We start from the raw sequence: 16,698 nt of genomic DNA, 5'->3' as shown, positions 1-16,698 counted from the left end.
CACTACAGGAATCACCTCATGATCCAGAAAACCCTCGCTCTGGCGCCGCTGTTGCTGGCCGCCTCCATTAGCCATGCCGCCGAAACGGTCAAGGTTTACAACTGGTCGGACTACATCGCCCCGGACACCACGAAAGATTTCCACAAAGACACCGGCATCGGCGTCACCTATGACGTCTACGACAGCAACGAAACCCTCGACGGCAAGTTGATGACCGGCAAATCCGGTTATGACGTGGTGTTCCCGTCCAACCACTTCATGGCCCGGCAGATCCAGGGCGGGGCGCTGAAGAAGCTCGACAAGAGCCAGTTGCCGAACTGGAAAAACCTCAACCCGGTATTGCTCAGGGCCTTGCAGGTCAACGACCCGAACAACGAGCATGGTTTCCCGTACCTGTGGGGCAGCACGGGCATCGGCTACAACATCGCCAAGGTCAAAGCGGTACTGGGTGACAACGCGCCGGTCGATTCCTGGGACCTGATCTTCAAGCCCGAGTACATGGAGAAACTGCAGAAGTGCGGCGTGGCAATCCTCGACAACGGCCCGGAACTGCTGCCGGCGGCGCTCAACTATCTGGGTTTGCCGCCGCACAGCAAGAACCCCGAGGACTACAAGAAAGCCGAAGCGCTGCTGATGAAAGTCCGTCCGTATGTCAGCTATTTCCACTCCTCGAAATACACCAGCGACCTGGCCAACGGTGACATCTGCGTGGCGGTCGGTTTCTCCGGCGACATCCTGCAGGCGGAAAACCGCGCCAAGGAAGCGAAGAACGGTATCGACATCGGTTACGCGATTCCCAAGGAAGGCGCGGCAATCTGGTTCGACATGGTCGCCATGCCCGCCGATGCGCCGGACGAGAAGGCCGGTTACGCGTTCATGAACTACCTGCTGCGCCCGGACGTGATGGCCGGCATCAGCAATTACGTACACTACGCCAACGGCAATGAACAGGCTGACGGCCTGATCGATCCGGCCATCAAGAGCGACACCAAGGTCTACCCGAGCCCGGAGATGATGGGCAAGCTGTTCGCGCTGGAAGCCATGCCGCTGAACATCGACCGGATTCGCACGCGGGTGTGGAACAAGATCCGAACGGGTAGTTGATTCACTTCATTCCTGTGGGAGCGGGCTTGCTCGCGAATGCGTCCGTTCAGTCAGCAATTATGTTGATTGATAAGCTGCATTCGCGAGCAAGCCCGCTCCCACAATGTGTTTTCAGCGCAGCATTTTAATTGATATCAATACACTGGCATCGCACTAATAGAGTGCAGAAAAGTGAGACGCGTCTAACAAAAAACAACTTACCAATATTTAATATTTAAATAGAAAATCGTCAGACAAATGGACGAAGTCAGGCTCGGCAAAACAATCTTTCGACCCCGCAGGCTTTGTTTACGGCAGTTTTGCGCAACAGTGCAATTTGATCTCAAAAAAACGCTAGACGACAGATTTCAAATTGTGTCAGGTTTCTTACGCCTTCATTGGGCGAGTGATAGGACGATCTCGCCAGGGATTGTCGCTATCTGACAAAAACTGTTCCATTGCTAAACAAGGAAGTGTGTTTATGTCGAAAGTAAAAGCTAATGCTGTTGATATCACCGCAGACACATTCGTGCCTGTCGGCGCAGCGCAATCTCTGGCTGCGACCAGCTCTGCCTGGAACCAGATCAATAGCTTCAGCCATCAATACGATCGTGGCGGCAACCTCACGGTCAATGGCAAACCGTCCTTCTCGGTGGATCAAGCCGCCACTCAATTGTTGCGCGACGGTGCCTCCTGGCACGATCTCGACAACAGCGGCAAGATCGAACTGACCTACACCTTTCTGACCGCCAAAACCGCTAACTTCAGCGGCCTGGGCGTCACCGGTTTCAGTCAGTTCAGTGCCCTGCAAAAAGCTCAGGCCGTGCTCGCCATGCAATCCTGGGCGGATGTCGCCAACGTCACGTTCACCGAATCGGCCCGTGGTGGCGATGGTCACATGACCTTCGGTAACTACAGCGGTGGTCAGGAAGGCGCGGCGGCGTTTGCGTTCCTGCCAGGCACCGAGCCAGGCTATGACGGTCAGTCCTGGTACCTGACCGGCAGTGGCTATGACGTCAACAAAACCCCGGGCCTGAACAATTACGGGCGTCAGACTCTGACGCACGAAATCGGTCACACCCTGGGCCTGTCTCACCCTGGCGACTACAACGCCGGCGAAGGCAATCCGACTTACAAGGATGCGTCCTACGGGCAAGACACCCGCGGCTACAGCCTTATGAGTTACTGGAGCGAAAGCAACACCGCCCAGAACTTCAGCAAGGGCGGTGTGGAAGCCTACGCCTCCGGTCCGCTGATGGACGATATCGCAGCCATCCAGAAGCTCTACGGCGCCAACATGAACACCCGTACCGGTGACACCACCTACGGCTTCAACTCCAACGCCGGGCGCGATTTCCTTAGCGCCTCATCGTCGAGCGACAAGCTGGTGTTCTCGGTGTGGGATGCGGGCGGCAAGGACACCTTCGACTTCTCGGGTTTCACCCAGAACCAGAAGATCAACCTCAATGAAGCCTCGTTCTCCGACGTTGGCGGCATGATCGGTAACGTGTCCATCGCCAAGGGCGTGACCATCGAAAACGCTATCGGCGGTTCGGGCAACGACCTGCTGATCGGTAACAGTGTGTCCAACGAGCTGAAGGGCGGTGCCGGCAACGACATCATCTACGGCGCCGGTGGTGCGGACAAACTGTGGGGCGGCGCCGGTTCGGACACCTTTGTGTTCGCAGCCAGCTCCGACTCCAAACCGGGTGCGATCGATCAGATCCTCGATTTTGTCAGCGGTCTGGACAAAATCGACCTGAGCGCCATCACCAACGGTTCCGGTCTGCACTTCGTCAGCAGCTTCACCGGTGCAGCCGGCGACGCGATCCTGACTTCGTCGGGCGGCAACAGCCTGTTGTCGGTGGACTTCTCCGGGCACGGCGTGGCGGACTTCCAGGTCAGCACCGTTGGCCAGGCAGCCACCAGCGATATCGTGGCGTGATGTGAAACAGGGAAGCGGCGCTCGATGCGCCGCTTTCTTTACTTGCATCGTCTTGACCACTGGGCAAGGCTACGTGCCGGAGCGAATATTCTCATGACCTGTAAAGCTTTTACCTACAAGGCAATGGCGTGGCTTTCGGCGGCGTTCATCATGATTTCTGGAGAAACAACCATGGCAAGCAGCCTCAGACTTGAAGATCCATCGGTTTTCGCCGGGCAGTGGCAGGCCATCCTGACCGCACCTGACGATGCCCCGCAGGCGCAGACATTGCAGGACAAACCGTCCAACACCTGCCTGATCGATCTTGAGCCCAACCAGACACTGGGCCAGGGCGCCGACTGCCTGGGGGCATGGCTTGAAGAGGCGCCTATCGGCTGGTTTCCTGAACCGGACGGCTTGTCGATTACCGGCAAGGAAGGTTCAAGAATCCAGTTCTTCAGCCGACAACGTGATGGGCTTTATCTGAGCACTTTGAAGTCGGGACTGGAGATTACGCTGAAACGTAATGCGCCAGCGCAGTGAACAGCGAAATTGGCTGCACCGTTGAATATAAGGTTTCACGTTGCAGTTATAAGTGACAGCCCGATACGGCGAATAGCCGTTCGAACAACGGAAGTTGTTATTGAAGTGTAAGTGTAAGTTGCAAGAACCTGTCCGATGTGCGCACGGATAATTATTGGAAGCGTCCCGCCAAAGAGTGGCGGGGATATTATTTCAGGAATAATCAATGAAGATGGCGAAGGCCCCAGCCACCGCTCCCTTATTCAAGGCTTTGGGTGACTATAAAAGCATTCTGATCAGCGTCGGGTGCTTTACCGCACTGATTAACGTGCTGATGCTGGTGCCCTCGATTTATATGCTGCAGGTCTACGACCGCGTGTTGTCTTCGCAGAACGAAACCACCCTGGCCATGTTGTCGTTGATGGTCGTCGGCTTCTTTGCCTTCATCGGCATGCTGGAAGTGGTACGCAGCTTTATCGTGATTCGCATCGGCAGCCAGTTGGAGCGCCGCTTCAACCTGCGGGTCTATCAGGCCGCATTCGAACGCAACCTGTTCAAGGGCGAGGGTAACGCCGGGCAATCGCTGGGCGACCTGACCCACATTCGCCAGTTCGTCACCGGGCCGGCGCTGTTCGCGTTTTTCGATGCGCCGTGGTTCCCGGTCTATCTGTTCGTGATCTACCTGTTCAATGTCTGGCTGGGCGTGCTCGCCACCGCCGGTGCGCTGTTGCTGATCGCTTTGGCGTGCCTCAACGAATACATGACCAAGAAACCGCTGGGCGAAGCCGCCGGTTACTCGCAGAAGTCCAGCCAACTGGCGACCAGTCACCTGCACAACGCCGAAACCATCCAGGCCATGGGCATGCTCGGCGCGCTGCGCAAGCGCTGGTTCGGTGTGCACTCGCGTTTTCTCGGCCTGCAGAATCAGGCCAGCGACACCGGTGCGGTAATCAGCTCGATCAGTAAGACCTTGCGTCTGTGCCTGCAATCGCTGGTGCTGGGCCTCGGTGCGTTGCTGGTGATCAAAGGCGACATGACCGCCGGGATGATGATTGCCGGTTCGATCCTGATGGGCCGGGTGCTGAGCCCGATCGACCAGTTGATTGCCGTGTGGAAGCAGTGGAGCGGGGCGAAACTCGCCTATCGTCGTCTCGACTCGTTGCTGCAGGCGTTTCCGCCAAGCGACGACGCCATGGCCCTGCCAGCACCGAAAGGTCAGATTACTTTTGAGCAAGTCAGTGCCGGCCCTCCGGGGCAACGTGCGGCAACTCTGCACATGGTCAACTTCGGTATCGGCGCAGGGGAAGTGCTGGGCGTACTCGGCGCTTCCGGTTCCGGCAAGTCTACTCTGGCCCGGGTGCTGGTCGGCGTGTGGCCGACCCTCGGCGGCACCGTGCGCCTGGACGGTGCGGACATCCATCGCTGGAACCGCGACGAACTCGGCCCGTACGTCGGCTACCTGCCTCAAGACATCGAACTGTTCAGCGGCAGCATCGCCGAGAACATCGCCCGTTTCAGCGAAGCCAACCCGGAGAAGGTCGTGGCTGCCGCGCAACAGGCGGGCGTGCACGAGATGATTCTGCGTCTGCCACAAGGCTATGACACGCAGCTGGGCGAGGACGGCAGCGGCCTGTCCGGCGGCCAGAAGCAGCGCGTCGCTTTGGCTCGCGCCATGTATGGCGATCCGAGTCTGGTGGTGCTCGATGAACCGAACTCCAACCTCGACACTGTCGGTGAAGCCGCGCTGGCCAGCGCCATCGCCCAGCTCAAGGCCAAGGGCACCACCGTGGTGCTGGTCACGCACCGGTCTTCGGTGCTGGCCCAGGCCGACAAGCTGCTGGTGCTCAACGACGGTCGTTTGCAGGCATTCGGCAACAGTCAGGACGTGCTCAAGGCGCTGTCCGGCAATCAGGAACAACCACGGGAAAAATCTGCGCAGGCACCGGGCGGGCTCAGCATGAGCCGGCAGTACCAGCCCACGACAAGGAATTCGGGTGTATGAGCAGCGCCAGCATGAACACTGAAAACGAAGCCTCCATGGAACACGCGTACGTCACCGAGCGCCCGGAGCGCGATGCGAAATTTTTCGCGCGCATGGGCTGGATTCTGGCCATCGTCGGCGCCGGCAGTTTCTTCACCTGGGCGGCCCTCGCGCCGCTGGATCAAGGCATTCCGGTGCAAGGCACCGTGGTGGTGTCGGGCAAGCGCAAGGCTGTGCAGTCGATGAGTGCCGGCGTGGTCAGCCGGATCCTGGTACGCGAAGGCGAGATCGTGAAGCAGGGTCAGCCACTGTTCCGCCTCGACCAGACCCAGGTCGCGGCCGACGTGCAGTCGCTGCAAGCCCAGTACCGCATGGCCTGGGCCAGCCTCGCACGCTGGCAGGCCGAGCGCGATAACCTCAAGCAGGTGACCTTTCCGGCAGAGCTGAGCAACGACCCGGATCCGCGTCTGGCGCTGGTTCTGGAAGGCCAGCGTCAACTGTTCAGCAGCCGTCGCGAAGCGTTCTACCGCGAGCAAGCCGGTCTGCGCGCCAGCATCGAAGGCGCCACCGCGCAACTGGCGGGCATGCGTCGCGCCCGCACCGACCTCAACGCCCAGGCCGATTCGCTGCAACAGCAACTGAGCAACCTGCAACCGCTGGCGGACAACGGCTACATCCCGCGCAACCGCTTGATGGAGTACCAGCGGCAGCTGTCGCAAGTGCAGCAGCAACTGGCGGAAAACACCGGCGAAAGCGGCCGGGTCGAGCAGGGCATCCTCGAGTCGCGCCTGAAACTGCAACAGCATGGCGAGGAATACCAGAAGGAAGTGCGCACGCAACTGGCCGACGCGCAGCTCAAAAGCGTGACCCTGTCCGAGCAACTGACCTCGGCCGGTTTCGACCTGCAACACAGCGAGATCCTCGCCACCGCCGATGGAGTGGCGGTCAACCTCGGCGTGCACACCGAAGGCGCCGTGGTGCGTCAGGGCGAAACCCTGCTGGAAATCGTTCCGCAAGGCACCACCCTGGAAGTCGAAGGGCACTTGCCGATCAACCTGATCGACAAGGTCGGCACGCATCTGCCGGTCGATATCCTGTTCACCGCGTTCAACCAGAGCAAGACCCCGCGTGTACCGGGTGAGGTCAGCCTGATTTCTGCCGACCAGATGGTCGACGAGAAAACCGGCGTGCCGTACTACGTGTTGCGCAGCAGCGTCAGTGACCAGGCGATGGAAAAACTCCATGGCCTGGTGATCAAGCCCGGTATGCCGGCGGAAATGTTCGTGCGCACTGGCGAACGCTCACTGCTCAACTACCTGTTCAAACCGCTGCTCGATCGGGCCGGCTCCGCGTTGACCGAAGAATAAGGATGTTCGGCTGTATGAATAAGCTTTCGATGTTGGGAGCAGCGTTCGCGCTGCTCGCAGGAAACAGCGCGCTGGCGGCCATGGGGCCATTCGAGGTTTACGAGCAGGCATTGCGCAACGACCCGGTGTTCCTCGGCGCGATCAAGGAGCGCGACGCGGGCCTGGAGAACCGTGCCATTGGCCGCGCCGGGCTGTTGCCGAAACTGGGTTACAACTACAACCGTGGCCACAACACCTCCAAGGCCACGCAGTTGACCAATCGCGGCAACCTCACCGAAGACCGTAACTACAACAGCTACGGCTCGACCCTGACTTTGCAGCAACCGTTGCTCGATTACGAAGCCTACGCGGCGTATCGCAAAGGCGTGGCGCAGTCGCTGTTTGCCGATGAGGCATTTCGCGGCAAGAGCCAGGAGCTGCTGGTGCGCGTGCTGGACAACTACACCAAGGCCTTGTTCGCTCAGGATCAGATCGACATCGCCCAGGCCAAAAAGAAGGCCTACGAGCAACAGTTCCAGCAGAACGAGCACATGTTCAAACAGGGTGAGGGCACGCGCACCGACATTCTGGAAGCCGAGTCGCGCTATGAACTGGCGACCGCCGAAGAGATCGAGGCGCGCAACGAACAGGACGCGGCGCTGCGTGAGCTGGGGGCGCTGGTCGGTGTGCCGACGGTGGACATCAGCGAGCTGGCACCACTGGATCAGAACTTCCAGACCTTCGCCCTGATGCCGGCCAACTACGACACCTGGCACGAGCTGGCGATCAGTAACAACCCGAACCTGGCGTCGCAGCGTCAGGCGGTTGAAGTGGCCAAGTACGAAGTGGAGCGCAACCGCGCCGGGCACCTGCCGAAAGTCAGTGCCTATGCTTCGCTGCGCCAGACCGAATCGGACAGCGGCAACACCTATAACCAGCGTTACGACACCAATACCATCGGCTTTGAGGTCAACGTGCCGCTGTATGCCGGTGGCGGGGTGTCGGCCTCGACCCGTCAGGCCAGTCGCACCATGGAGCAGGCGGAATACGAACTCGATGGCAAGACCCGCGAGACCTTGATCGAACTGCGCCGCCAGTTCAGCGCCTGTCTGTCCGGGGTGAACAAACTGCGCGCTTACCAAAAGGCCTTGGCCTCGGCGGAGGCGTTGGTGGTGTCGACCAAGCAAAGCATTCTCGGCGGTGAGCGGACCAACCTCGACGCGCTGAACGCCGAACAACAACTGTTTACCACCCGCCGCGATCTGGCTCAGGCACGCTACGACTACTTGATGGCCTGGACCAAGTTGCATTACTACGCGGGGACCTTGAACGAACAGGACCTGGCGCGGGTGGATGAGGCCTTCGGACAAGGCCCGAAAACCCAATCGCGTTAATGGCAGGCACTGAACTTGTGGCGAGGGAGCTTGCTCCCGCTTGAGTGCGCAGCGCTCACCAGATTTGGGGCTGCTGCGCAGCCAGCGGGAGCAAGCTCCCTCGCCACAAATGGGGATTCGCTCGATATTTCAAGCAATGCTCGCCCGGTGAAACGGGTAATAAAAAACATAAGAAAAGTGAGTGGTGAACATGGACGTACGCATCAAGCCGGCAGCGGTCGGCACGCTGTTGCTCGCAGTTTCCATCGCGCAAGCCAACGCGCAGTACCTTGAAACCGGCAAGCCCGGCGATCCCGCCAGTTGGCGCAGCGCCGAATTCCAGCGCGACTGGGGCCTGGCGCGGATGCAGGCGGATCAGGCCTACGCTGCCGGTATCACCGGCAAAGGCGTGAAGATTGGCGCCCTTGATTCCGGCTTCGATGCCGCCCACCCCGAATTCGCCAGCGAGCGCTATCACCCGGTGCTGGCGTCCGGCAGTTACGTCGACGGCTCGCTGTTCAGCGTCAATGGCACCCTCAACCCCAACAACGATTCGCATGGCACTCACGTGGTCGGCACCATGGGCGCGAGCCGTGACGGCAGCGGCATGCACGGCGTGGCGTACAACGCACAAATCTACGTCGGCAACACCAACAACAACGACAGCTTCCTCTTCGGCCCCAAACCCGATCCGCGCTATTTCAAAGCGGCCTACGACGCTCTGGCCGCCGCCGGCGTGCGCGCGATCAACAACAGTTGGGGCAGCCAGCCGCCGGATGTCAGCTATCGCACCTTGGCCGATCTGCACGCCGCTTACGCCCAGCACTGGAATCAGGGCACCTGGCTCGACGCGGCGGCGGACGTCTCGCGCCGTGGCGTGATCAACGTGTTCAGCGCCGGCAACAGCGGCTACCCGAACGCCAGCGTGCGCTCGGCGTTGCCGTATTTTCAGCCGGATCTCGAAGGCCACTGGCTGGCGGTTTCCGGGCTGGATCAAAGCAATCAGCAGAAGTACAACCAGTGCGGCATCGCCAAATACTGGTGCATCACCACGCCGGGGGCGAAGATCGACAGCACCATTCCGGGCGGTGGTTACGCGATCAAGTCCGGCACCTCGATGGCCGCGCCGCATGCCACCGGGGCCCTCGCGCTGGTGATGGAACGCTATCCGTACATGAACAATCAGCAGGCGCTCGAAGTGCTGCTGACCACCGCCACGCAACTCGACGGTTCGGTCACCGATGCACCCACCGAGCGGGTCGGCTGGGGCGTGGCCAACCTGAACCGGGCGATGCGCGGGCCGGGGCAATTGCTCGGCGCGTTCGATGCCAACCTGGCCGCCGGGCAAAGCGATGTGTGGAGCAATGACATCTCCGACAAGGCGCTGATTCAGCGCCAGCGCGAAGACCTCGCCGAACACCGCGCCTGGCAGCAGACTTTGCAGGACAAGGGCTGGCAGAACGGCGTCCCGGCCGGCGCCAGTCAGCAGGATCAGACCGACTACGCAGTCGGTATGGCGCGTGATGCCGCAGCGGCGACGCGGGTCTATCAGGGCAGCCTGATCAAGTCCGGAACAGGGCGCTTGCTGCTGACCGGCGACAACACCTTCCGTGGCCCGACCACGGTCAATGGCGGCTTGCTCAGCGTCAACGGTTCGCTGGCCTCGGCGGTGACCGTCAATGACAGCGGCACCCTGGGCGGTTCCGGGCGGATCGCCTCGCTGATCGCCAACAGTGGCAGCCGCGTAGCGCCCGGCAATTCCATCGGCACCTTGAACGTGGCCGGTGACGTGACCTTCGCCCCGGGTTCGACCTACGCGGTCGAGCTGTCGCCGACCAGCAGCGACCGCATCGTTGCCGGTGGTACGGCGAACATCAGCGGCGCTACGGTCAGTCTGTCGCTGGAAAACAGTCCGACTTTGCTCAGCACCACTGAAGCGCGCAGCCTGCTCGGTCATTCGTACGACATTCTGCAAGCGGCTGGCGGCATCCAGGGCCGGTTCGGTGCGGTGCTGCCGGACTACCTGTTCATCGGCGGCAATCTCGACTACGCGGCCAACGCCATTCAGCTCGACATCCAGCGCAACGCAACCTCGTTCGCCAGCGTCGGGCAAACCCCGAATCAGCGTGCCGTAGCGACGGCCGTCGAGGGGTTGGGCGCCGGCAATTCGGTGTACGAAAGCCTGCTGCTGTCCGCGTCTGCTGCATCGGCGCAGCAAGCGTTCCAGCAACTGAGCGGCGAGATCTATCCGGCGCTCGGCTCGATGCTGATCAATGACAGCCGCCAGTTGCGCGACGCGGTGGGCGAGCGTCTGCAGGATGCCAGCGCCTCACAAAGCAATGGCTGGATCAAGGCCCTCGGCGCCTGGGGTTCGACCGATTCCGGCAACGACACGGCGCGCTACAGCACCTCGATCGGCGGTTTGCTCGCCGGTGTCGACGGCGCGCTGGACGAGCAGACCCGCATCGGTCTGGTCACCGGTTACAGCGACAGCTCGCTGAATATGGGCGCGGACACGCACTCGTCGGCCAAGGTCGACAGCTATCACCTCGGCGCTTACGCCGGTCATGACATCGGCGCCTGGCGCCTGAGCACCGGTGCGGCCTACAGCTGGCATCGCGCCGATGTGAAGCGCGATCTGCAATACGGCGACGTCAGCGCCAAACAGAAAGCCAAGGTCGATGCGGCGACCACGCAGGTCTTCGGCGAAGCGGCTTACCGGCTGAACCTGCAACCGCTGGCGCTGGAGCCGTTCGCCAACCTCGCTTACGTGCATCTGGACACTGACGGCTTCAGCGAAAAGGGCGACGCGGCGGCACTGAAAAGCTCCGGCGAGCAGCGTGATGCGGTGCTCAGTACCCTCGGTGTGCGCGCGGTCAAGCGCTTCAACCTGTCGAATCAGCAAGCGCTGGACCTGAGCGGGCATCTCGGCTGGCAGCACAGCCTCAGCGACATCGAATCTGAACAACATCTGCGTTTTGCCAGCGGCAGCACGCCGTACGCGGTCGAGAGTTCGGCATTGGTGCGTGACGCGGCACTGGTCGGCGTGCAAGCCAGCCTGGCGTTGAGCAAGGACGTGCGGGTCAACCTCGATTACAACGGCCAACTGGCCAATCGCGAGAAGAGCCATGGGGTGGGGTTGAGCCTGAACTGGCAGTTCTGACGGGGCGTACGCGTAACCCTGTAGGAGCTGCCGAAGGCTGCGATCTTTTGATCTTGTTATTAAAAAATCAAAGTTAAAAGATCGCAGCCTGCGGCAGCTCCTACAGATTCAGTGAGCACACACCTGTGGCGAGGGAGCTTGCTCCCGCTCGGCTGCGCAGCAGTCGCAAATTCGCCAGGCCGGGTTCGACTGGAAGAATGCAGAGGGCCGCTTCGCGCCCCAGCGGGAGCAAGCTCCCTCGCCACAAAAAGCAGTATTCATGAGATTGAAATACACGGATTTTTCGCAACAACACTAAGGAAGGTCGCTGGATGAATAACAACAATACCCCCGCGCAAACGGGCGGTCGCTTCGCCATGAAAACCCTCAATTGCGCCGTACTCTGTGCGCTGACCACTTGGGGCAGCGCGCACGCGGCGCCTTATGTGGAAAGCGGTCGCAGCGGCGATCCCGCCAGTTGGCGCAGTGCCGAATTCAAGGCTGACTGGGGCCTGGGCGCCATCGGCGCGGATTACGCCTACGCCGCCGGTTACACCGGTAAAGGCGTGAAGCTGGGGATCTTCGACCAGCCGGTGTACGCCGCGCACCCGGAGTTCTCCGGTCCCAACAAAGTCGTGACCCTGGTCACCAGCGGGATCCGCGAATACACCGACCCGTACATCCCGGTCAAAGCCGGGGATGCGTTTCGCTATGACGGTTCGCCCTCGGTCGGTTCCGACGGCAAGCTCGGTGCTCACGGTACCCACGTCGGTGGCATTGCTGCCGGCAGCCGCGATGGCGGGCCGATGCACGGGGTGGCGTTCGGTGCGCAGATCATCAGTGCCGACAACGGCGACCCGGGCCCGGAGGACGGCATCGTCCGTGGCAACGACGGCGCGGTGTACAAGGCCGGTTGGGACGCGCTGATCGCCAGTGGCGCGCGGATCATCAACAACAGCTGGGGCATCGGCATCACTGACCGTTTCGACCTCGGCGGCCGTAACCCGGCGTATCCGCACTTCACCGTCAACGACGCGCAATTGCAGTTCAATGAAATCCGCACGCTGCTCGGGACCAAGCCCGGCGGTGCCTACGACGGCGCCATCGCCGCCGCCCGCAGCGGTATCGTGACGATTTTCGCCGCCGGTAACGATTACAACCTGAACAACCCGGACGCCATCGCCGGCCTCGGTTACTTCGTGCCGGACATCGCGCCGAACTGGATCACCGTCGCCGCGTTGCAGAAGAACCCGGATCTGGCCAGCGCCAATCCGTACATCATGAGCACGTTCTCTTCGCGTTGCGGCTACACCGCGAGCTTCTGCGTCTCGGCGCCGGGCACGCAAATCTACAGCTCGATCATCAGCGGCACCAACGCCGACAACCTGACCACCGGCTACAAAAACTACAACGGCACCTCGATGGCCGCGCCACACGTGGCCGGCTCGATGGCGGTGCTGATGGAGCGCTTCCCGTACATGACTGGCGATCAGGTCGCCACGGTACTGCGTACCACCGCCACCGACCTCGGCGCACCGGGCATCGACGCTTTGTACGGCTGGGGCATGATCAACCTGCGCAAGGGCATCGACGGCCCGGCAATGTTCGTCACCGAAAAAGACATCCCGGAAGAATTCCGCATCCAGGGTGCCTACGGTTCCGGGCAGTTTGTCGCGGACTTGCCGGGCATCGGCGCGATCATCGACAAGGGCAAACCGACCGAGCGCCTGTGCACCGACATCACCTGCGGCCTCGACACCTGGCGCAACGACATTTCCGGTCACGGCGGCCTGACCAAGCAGGGTATCGGCACACTGGTGATGACCGGCAACAACACCTACAGCGGCCCGACCCTGGTCAATCAGGGGCGTCTGGCGATCAACGGCTCGCTGGCTTCGGCGGTCACGGTCAACGACAGCGGCATCCTCGGCGGTAACGGCCGCATCGGCGCACTGACTGCGAAAAGCGGCGGTACCGTCGCGCCGGGCAACTCGATCGGCACCCTGAACATTGCCGGTGACGTGACCTTCGAGCCGGGCTCGACCTACGCGGTAGAAGTGTCGCCGACCAGCAGCGACAAGATCGTTGCCGGTGGCAAAGCGGTGATCGATGGCGCCACGGTCAGTCTGTCGCTGGAAAACAGCCCGACCCTGCTGACGACGACCGAAGTGAAGAGCCTGCTCGGCACTCAGTTCAATATCCTGCAAGCGGCCGGTGGCATTCAGGGGCAGTTCGGGCAAGTGCTGCCGAACTACGCGTTCCTCGGCGGCACCCTGGCGTACTCGGCGAGCGGTGTGCAACTGGACGTCGGGCGCAATGGCGCGTCGTTCGCCAGTGTCGGTCTGACGCCGAACCAGCGTGCGGTCGGCGCGGCTGCCGAACGTCTGGGTGCGGGCAATGCGCTGTTCGAAACCCTGCTGTTGTCGCCGAACGCAGCCTCGGCGCAACAGGCCTTCCAGCAATTGTCCGGCGAGATCCATCCGGCCATCGGCACGATGCTGATCAACGATAGCCGCTACCTGCGGGAAGCGGTAGGCGAGCGTCTGCGTGAGCGTGATCTGTTCAATGCCAACGCGCCGACCGACGACCGCAGCAACGCCTGGGTCAAGGTCCTGGGCTCGTGGGGCAAAAGTGATGGCGGCCACGAAAACGCCGACTCCAACAGCTCCATCGGTGGCCTGCTGGCCGGTGTCGACGGTTTGATTGCTGAAGATACGCGTCTGGGTTTCGTTACTGGTTATAGCGACAGCTCGTTGAACATGGGCGGCGATACGCATTCGTCGGCTTCAGTCGACAGCTACCACTTGGGTGCGTACCTCGGGCATCAGATTGATGCGCTGCGTCTGACCGCCGGTGCGGCCTATAGCTGGCATCGCGTGGATGTGAAACGTGACCTGCAATTCGGTGACGTCAGCGGTAAACAGAAAACCAAGCACGATGCGGCGACCACCCAGGTGTTCACCGAAGCGGCTTATGATCTGCGCCTGCAACCGATGAATCTGGAGCCGTTCGCCAACCTGTCGTACGTGCATTTGAACACCGACAGCTTCACCGAGAAGGGTGATGCCGCGGCGCTCAAGAGCGCGGAAGACAACCGCGACGTAGTGCTGTCGACCCTTGGCGTACGCGCCAAGCGCAGCTTCGCGCTGTCGGACAAACATCAGCTGGAACTGGGCGCGACCCTCGGCTGGCAGCACAACCTGAGCAGTGTCGATGCTGACAGTCATCTGGCATTTGCCAATGGCAACAGCGCGTTCACCGTGCAGAGTGTGTCGATGGATCGTGATGCGGCCGTGGTCGGCGTACGCGCCGGGCTGGCGCTCAATCGCGATGTCCGGGTCAACCTGGACTACAACGGACTGATCGGTAACAACGAGAAGGACCACGGTGTGGGTCTGACTCTCGACTGGCAGTTCTGAAGGAGTACTGGCAGTCTTTTCGGAGGCTGCCAGTCCTGACTTGAAGGAAGAGAGAGCACAACATGGGATTGTTCGATTATAAAAATGCCGATGGCAAAGCGTTGTACAGCGATGCCATCGCGCTGACGCTGTATGCCTACACGCCGACTGGCCAGCCGTTGCCGGCCACCGCCTGGAAACCGCTCAGCGCGACGGCGCTGGGTTATCAGGGCAAGGTCGGCGCGCAGGGCACGTTCTTCGGTGAGAAGGACGGCTTCACCAGCGCCGAGGCCGAAGTGCTTGGCAAGTACGATGCCGGTGGCAAGTTGATCGGCATCGGCGTGGCCTTTCGCGGCACCGGCGGGCTGGGTTACAGCGATACCTTCGGCGACATGAAGAACAACCTGCTGGCCGCCATCGGGCCATCGGATTACGCGAGCAACTACGCGAAGAACGCCTTCGACAACTTGCTAAAAGCTGTCGCCGCGTTCGCCATGGCCAACGGCATTGCCGCCAAGGACGTGCTGTTCAGCGGCCACAGCCTCGGTGGCCTCGGGGTCAACAGCGTGGCCGAGTTGAGCGGTGGTAATTGGGGCGGGTTCTTCAAGGACGCCAACTACATTGCGTTCGCTTCGCCAACCCAGAGCAGCACCGGCAACAACGTGCTGAACATCGGTTATGAAAACGATCCGGTGTTTCGTGCGCTGGACGGCACCACGTTCAGCAGCGGTTCGCTGGGCAAGCACGACGGGCCGCATGAGTCGACCACCGACAACATCGTCAACTTCACCGACAACTACGCGTCTACCGCGCAGAACCTGGTGCCTTTCAGCATCGTCAATCCGCTGAACTGGTCGGCCCACAGTTCGCTCGGGTATGCCGATGGCTTGAACCGGGTGATCGACTCGAAGTTCTACAGCCTCACGCACAAGGACTCGACCATCATCGTCTCCAACCTTGAGGAATCGTCCCGGGGCAAGACCTGGGTCGAGGATCTGGGGCGCAGCGGCGAGCCGCACACCGGCAGCACCTTCATCATTGGTACGCAGAGCAACGACTGGCTCAAGGGCGGGGCGGGTAACGACTTCCTCGAAGGCCTGGGCGGTGATGACCGGTTCCGCGATGACGGTGGTTTCAACATCCTTCTCGGGGGCCAGGGTCATAACACTTTCGAGCTGCAGAAACCGCTGCAGAATTTCAGCTTCGCCAACGACGGTGACGGCACGCTGTACGTGCGCGACGCCTACGGCGGCATCAGCATGACCCGCGACATCGGCGCGCTGGTGAGCAAGGAGTCGGGGTCGTGGTGGGGTAGCAAAGAGATCACCTGGGGTGTCACGGCCAAGGGTTTGACCAATGGCAGCGAATTGACCCAGTACACCCATTCGCTCAATGGCGATGCGTACGGCAATGCACTGCACGCCAGCGCCGACGGTGACTGGCTGTTCGGGTTGGGTGGCGATGACCAGATGATCAGCGACAAAGGCCATGTGACCTTCGTCGGCGGCGCTGGCAATGACGTGATGACGGCGGTGGGTGGCAACAACACCTTCCTGTTCAGCGGCGCATTCGGTTTCGACGCGATCAATGGCTACCAGGGCAGCGACAAACTGGTGTTCATGGGCGTCGAAGGCGCGGGGCAGGGCTACGACTACAAGCAGCATGCTGCGCAGTCGGGCGCGGACACCGTGCTGAAGATTGGCGAGTATGCCGTGACCCTGATCGGGGTGGGAGTGGCTAACCTGTCGGATTCGGCGTTCGTGTTCGCCTAGCTCCTTGTTAAGACAAACCCTGTAGGAGTGAGCCTGCTCGCGATCGCGGTGAGTCAGTCTCCATCCATGTTGCCTGACACGGTCTCATCGCGAGCAGGCTCACTCCTACAGTTAAAAGCAATGCAAGTAGTACTGAAATGCTCCGGGGCGTGCCCGC

General features: G+C 61.2%; 9 protein-coding genes. All 9 read left to right on the top strand.

Annotated elements, in window-relative coordinates; translation table 11 throughout:
* Positions 1 to 18 precede the first annotated feature (18 nt).
* The 9 genes from ACIOUG_RS00505 to ACIOUG_RS00465 all read left to right on the top strand — a co-directional run bounded on the left by ACIOUG_RS00505 (position 19) and on the right by ACIOUG_RS00465 (position 16,541).
* Entirely contained in the window at positions 19 to 1,104 is a 1,086-nt protein-coding gene (locus ACIOUG_RS00505; protein WP_401061661.1) for a polyamine ABC transporter substrate-binding protein, read from the top strand.
* Between the two features lie 460 nt (positions 1,105 to 1,564).
* Entirely contained in the window at positions 1,565 to 3,028 is a 1,464-nt protein-coding gene (locus tag ACIOUG_RS00500; RefSeq protein ID WP_401061660.1) for a serralysin family metalloprotease, read from the top strand.
* 93 nt (positions 3,029 to 3,121) lie between these two features.
* A complete protein-coding gene (locus ACIOUG_RS00495) occupies positions 3,122 to 3,550 on the top strand; it encodes an AprI/Inh family metalloprotease inhibitor (protein WP_401062423.1) in 429 nt (142 codons plus the stop codon).
* A gap of 205 nt (positions 3,551 to 3,755) precedes the next feature.
* A complete protein-coding gene (locus tag ACIOUG_RS00490) occupies positions 3,756 to 5,531 on the top strand; it encodes a type I secretion system permease/ATPase (RefSeq protein WP_401061658.1) in 1,776 nt (591 codons plus the stop codon).
* On the top strand, positions 5,528 to 6,877 hold the full coding sequence (locus tag ACIOUG_RS00485) for an HlyD family type I secretion periplasmic adaptor subunit (protein WP_007963525.1): 1,350 nt from the start codon (positions 5,528 to 5,530) through the stop codon (positions 6,875 to 6,877). The genes ACIOUG_RS00490 and ACIOUG_RS00485 overlap by 4 nt, the downstream gene beginning before the upstream one ends.
* 2 nt (positions 6,878 to 6,879) lie before the next feature.
* Positions 6,880 to 8,250 carry a TolC family outer membrane protein gene (locus ACIOUG_RS00480; RefSeq protein WP_401061657.1) on the top strand — a complete coding sequence of 457 codons (1,371 nt, stop codon included), beginning with the start codon at positions 6,880 to 6,882 and terminating at the stop codon, positions 8,248 to 8,250.
* Between the two features lie 190 nt (positions 8,251 to 8,440).
* Complete coding sequence (locus tag ACIOUG_RS00475; protein WP_401061655.1) at positions 8,441 to 11,392, top strand: autotransporter domain-containing protein; 2,952 nt, start codon at positions 8,441 to 8,443, stop codon at positions 11,390 to 11,392.
* Positions 11,393 to 11,703: 311 nt separating this feature from the next.
* Positions 11,704 to 14,790, top strand: a complete 3,087-nt coding sequence (locus tag ACIOUG_RS00470; RefSeq protein ID WP_401061653.1) for an autotransporter domain-containing protein — start codon at positions 11,704 to 11,706, stop codon at positions 14,788 to 14,790.
* A gap of 62 nt (positions 14,791 to 14,852) precedes the next feature.
* Entirely contained in the window at positions 14,853 to 16,541 is a 1,689-nt protein-coding gene (locus ACIOUG_RS00465; protein WP_401061651.1) for a polyurethanase, read from the top strand.
* Positions 16,542 to 16,698 lie beyond the last annotated feature (157 nt).

Source organism: Pseudomonas sp. NPDC087803 (assembly GCF_044742995.1).
Lineage (GTDB): Bacteria > Pseudomonadota > Gammaproteobacteria > Pseudomonadales > Pseudomonadaceae > Aquipseudomonas.
The sequence above is the reverse complement of the archived record's forward strand: the minus strand, read 5'-3'. Positions and strand labels throughout refer to the sequence as shown.

Excerpts from the sequence above, each read along its gene's own strand:
- ACIOUG_RS00505 (WP_401061661.1), top strand. The coding sequence starts at position 19 with ATGATCCAGAAAACCCTCGCTCTGGCGCCGCTGTTGCTGGCCGCCTCC.
- ACIOUG_RS00500 (WP_401061660.1), top strand. The coding sequence starts at position 1,565 with ATGTCGAAAGTAAAAGCTAATGCTGTTGATATCACCGCAGACACATTC.
- ACIOUG_RS00495 (WP_401062423.1), top strand. The coding sequence starts at position 3,122 with ATGACCTGTAAAGCTTTTACCTACAAGGCAATGGCGTGGCTTTCGGCG.
- ACIOUG_RS00490 (WP_401061658.1), top strand. The coding sequence starts at position 3,756 with ATGAAGATGGCGAAGGCCCCAGCCACCGCTCCCTTATTCAAGGCTTTG.
- ACIOUG_RS00485 (WP_007963525.1), top strand. The coding sequence starts at position 5,528 with ATGAGCAGCGCCAGCATGAACACTGAAAACGAAGCCTCCATGGAACAC.
- ACIOUG_RS00480 (WP_401061657.1), top strand. The coding sequence starts at position 6,880 with ATGTTCGGCTGTATGAATAAGCTTTCGATGTTGGGAGCAGCGTTCGCG.
- ACIOUG_RS00475 (WP_401061655.1), top strand. The coding sequence starts at position 8,441 with ATGGACGTACGCATCAAGCCGGCAGCGGTCGGCACGCTGTTGCTCGCA.
- ACIOUG_RS00470 (WP_401061653.1), top strand. The coding sequence starts at position 11,704 with ATGAATAACAACAATACCCCCGCGCAAACGGGCGGTCGCTTCGCCATG.
- ACIOUG_RS00465 (WP_401061651.1), top strand. The coding sequence starts at position 14,853 with ATGGGATTGTTCGATTATAAAAATGCCGATGGCAAAGCGTTGTACAGC.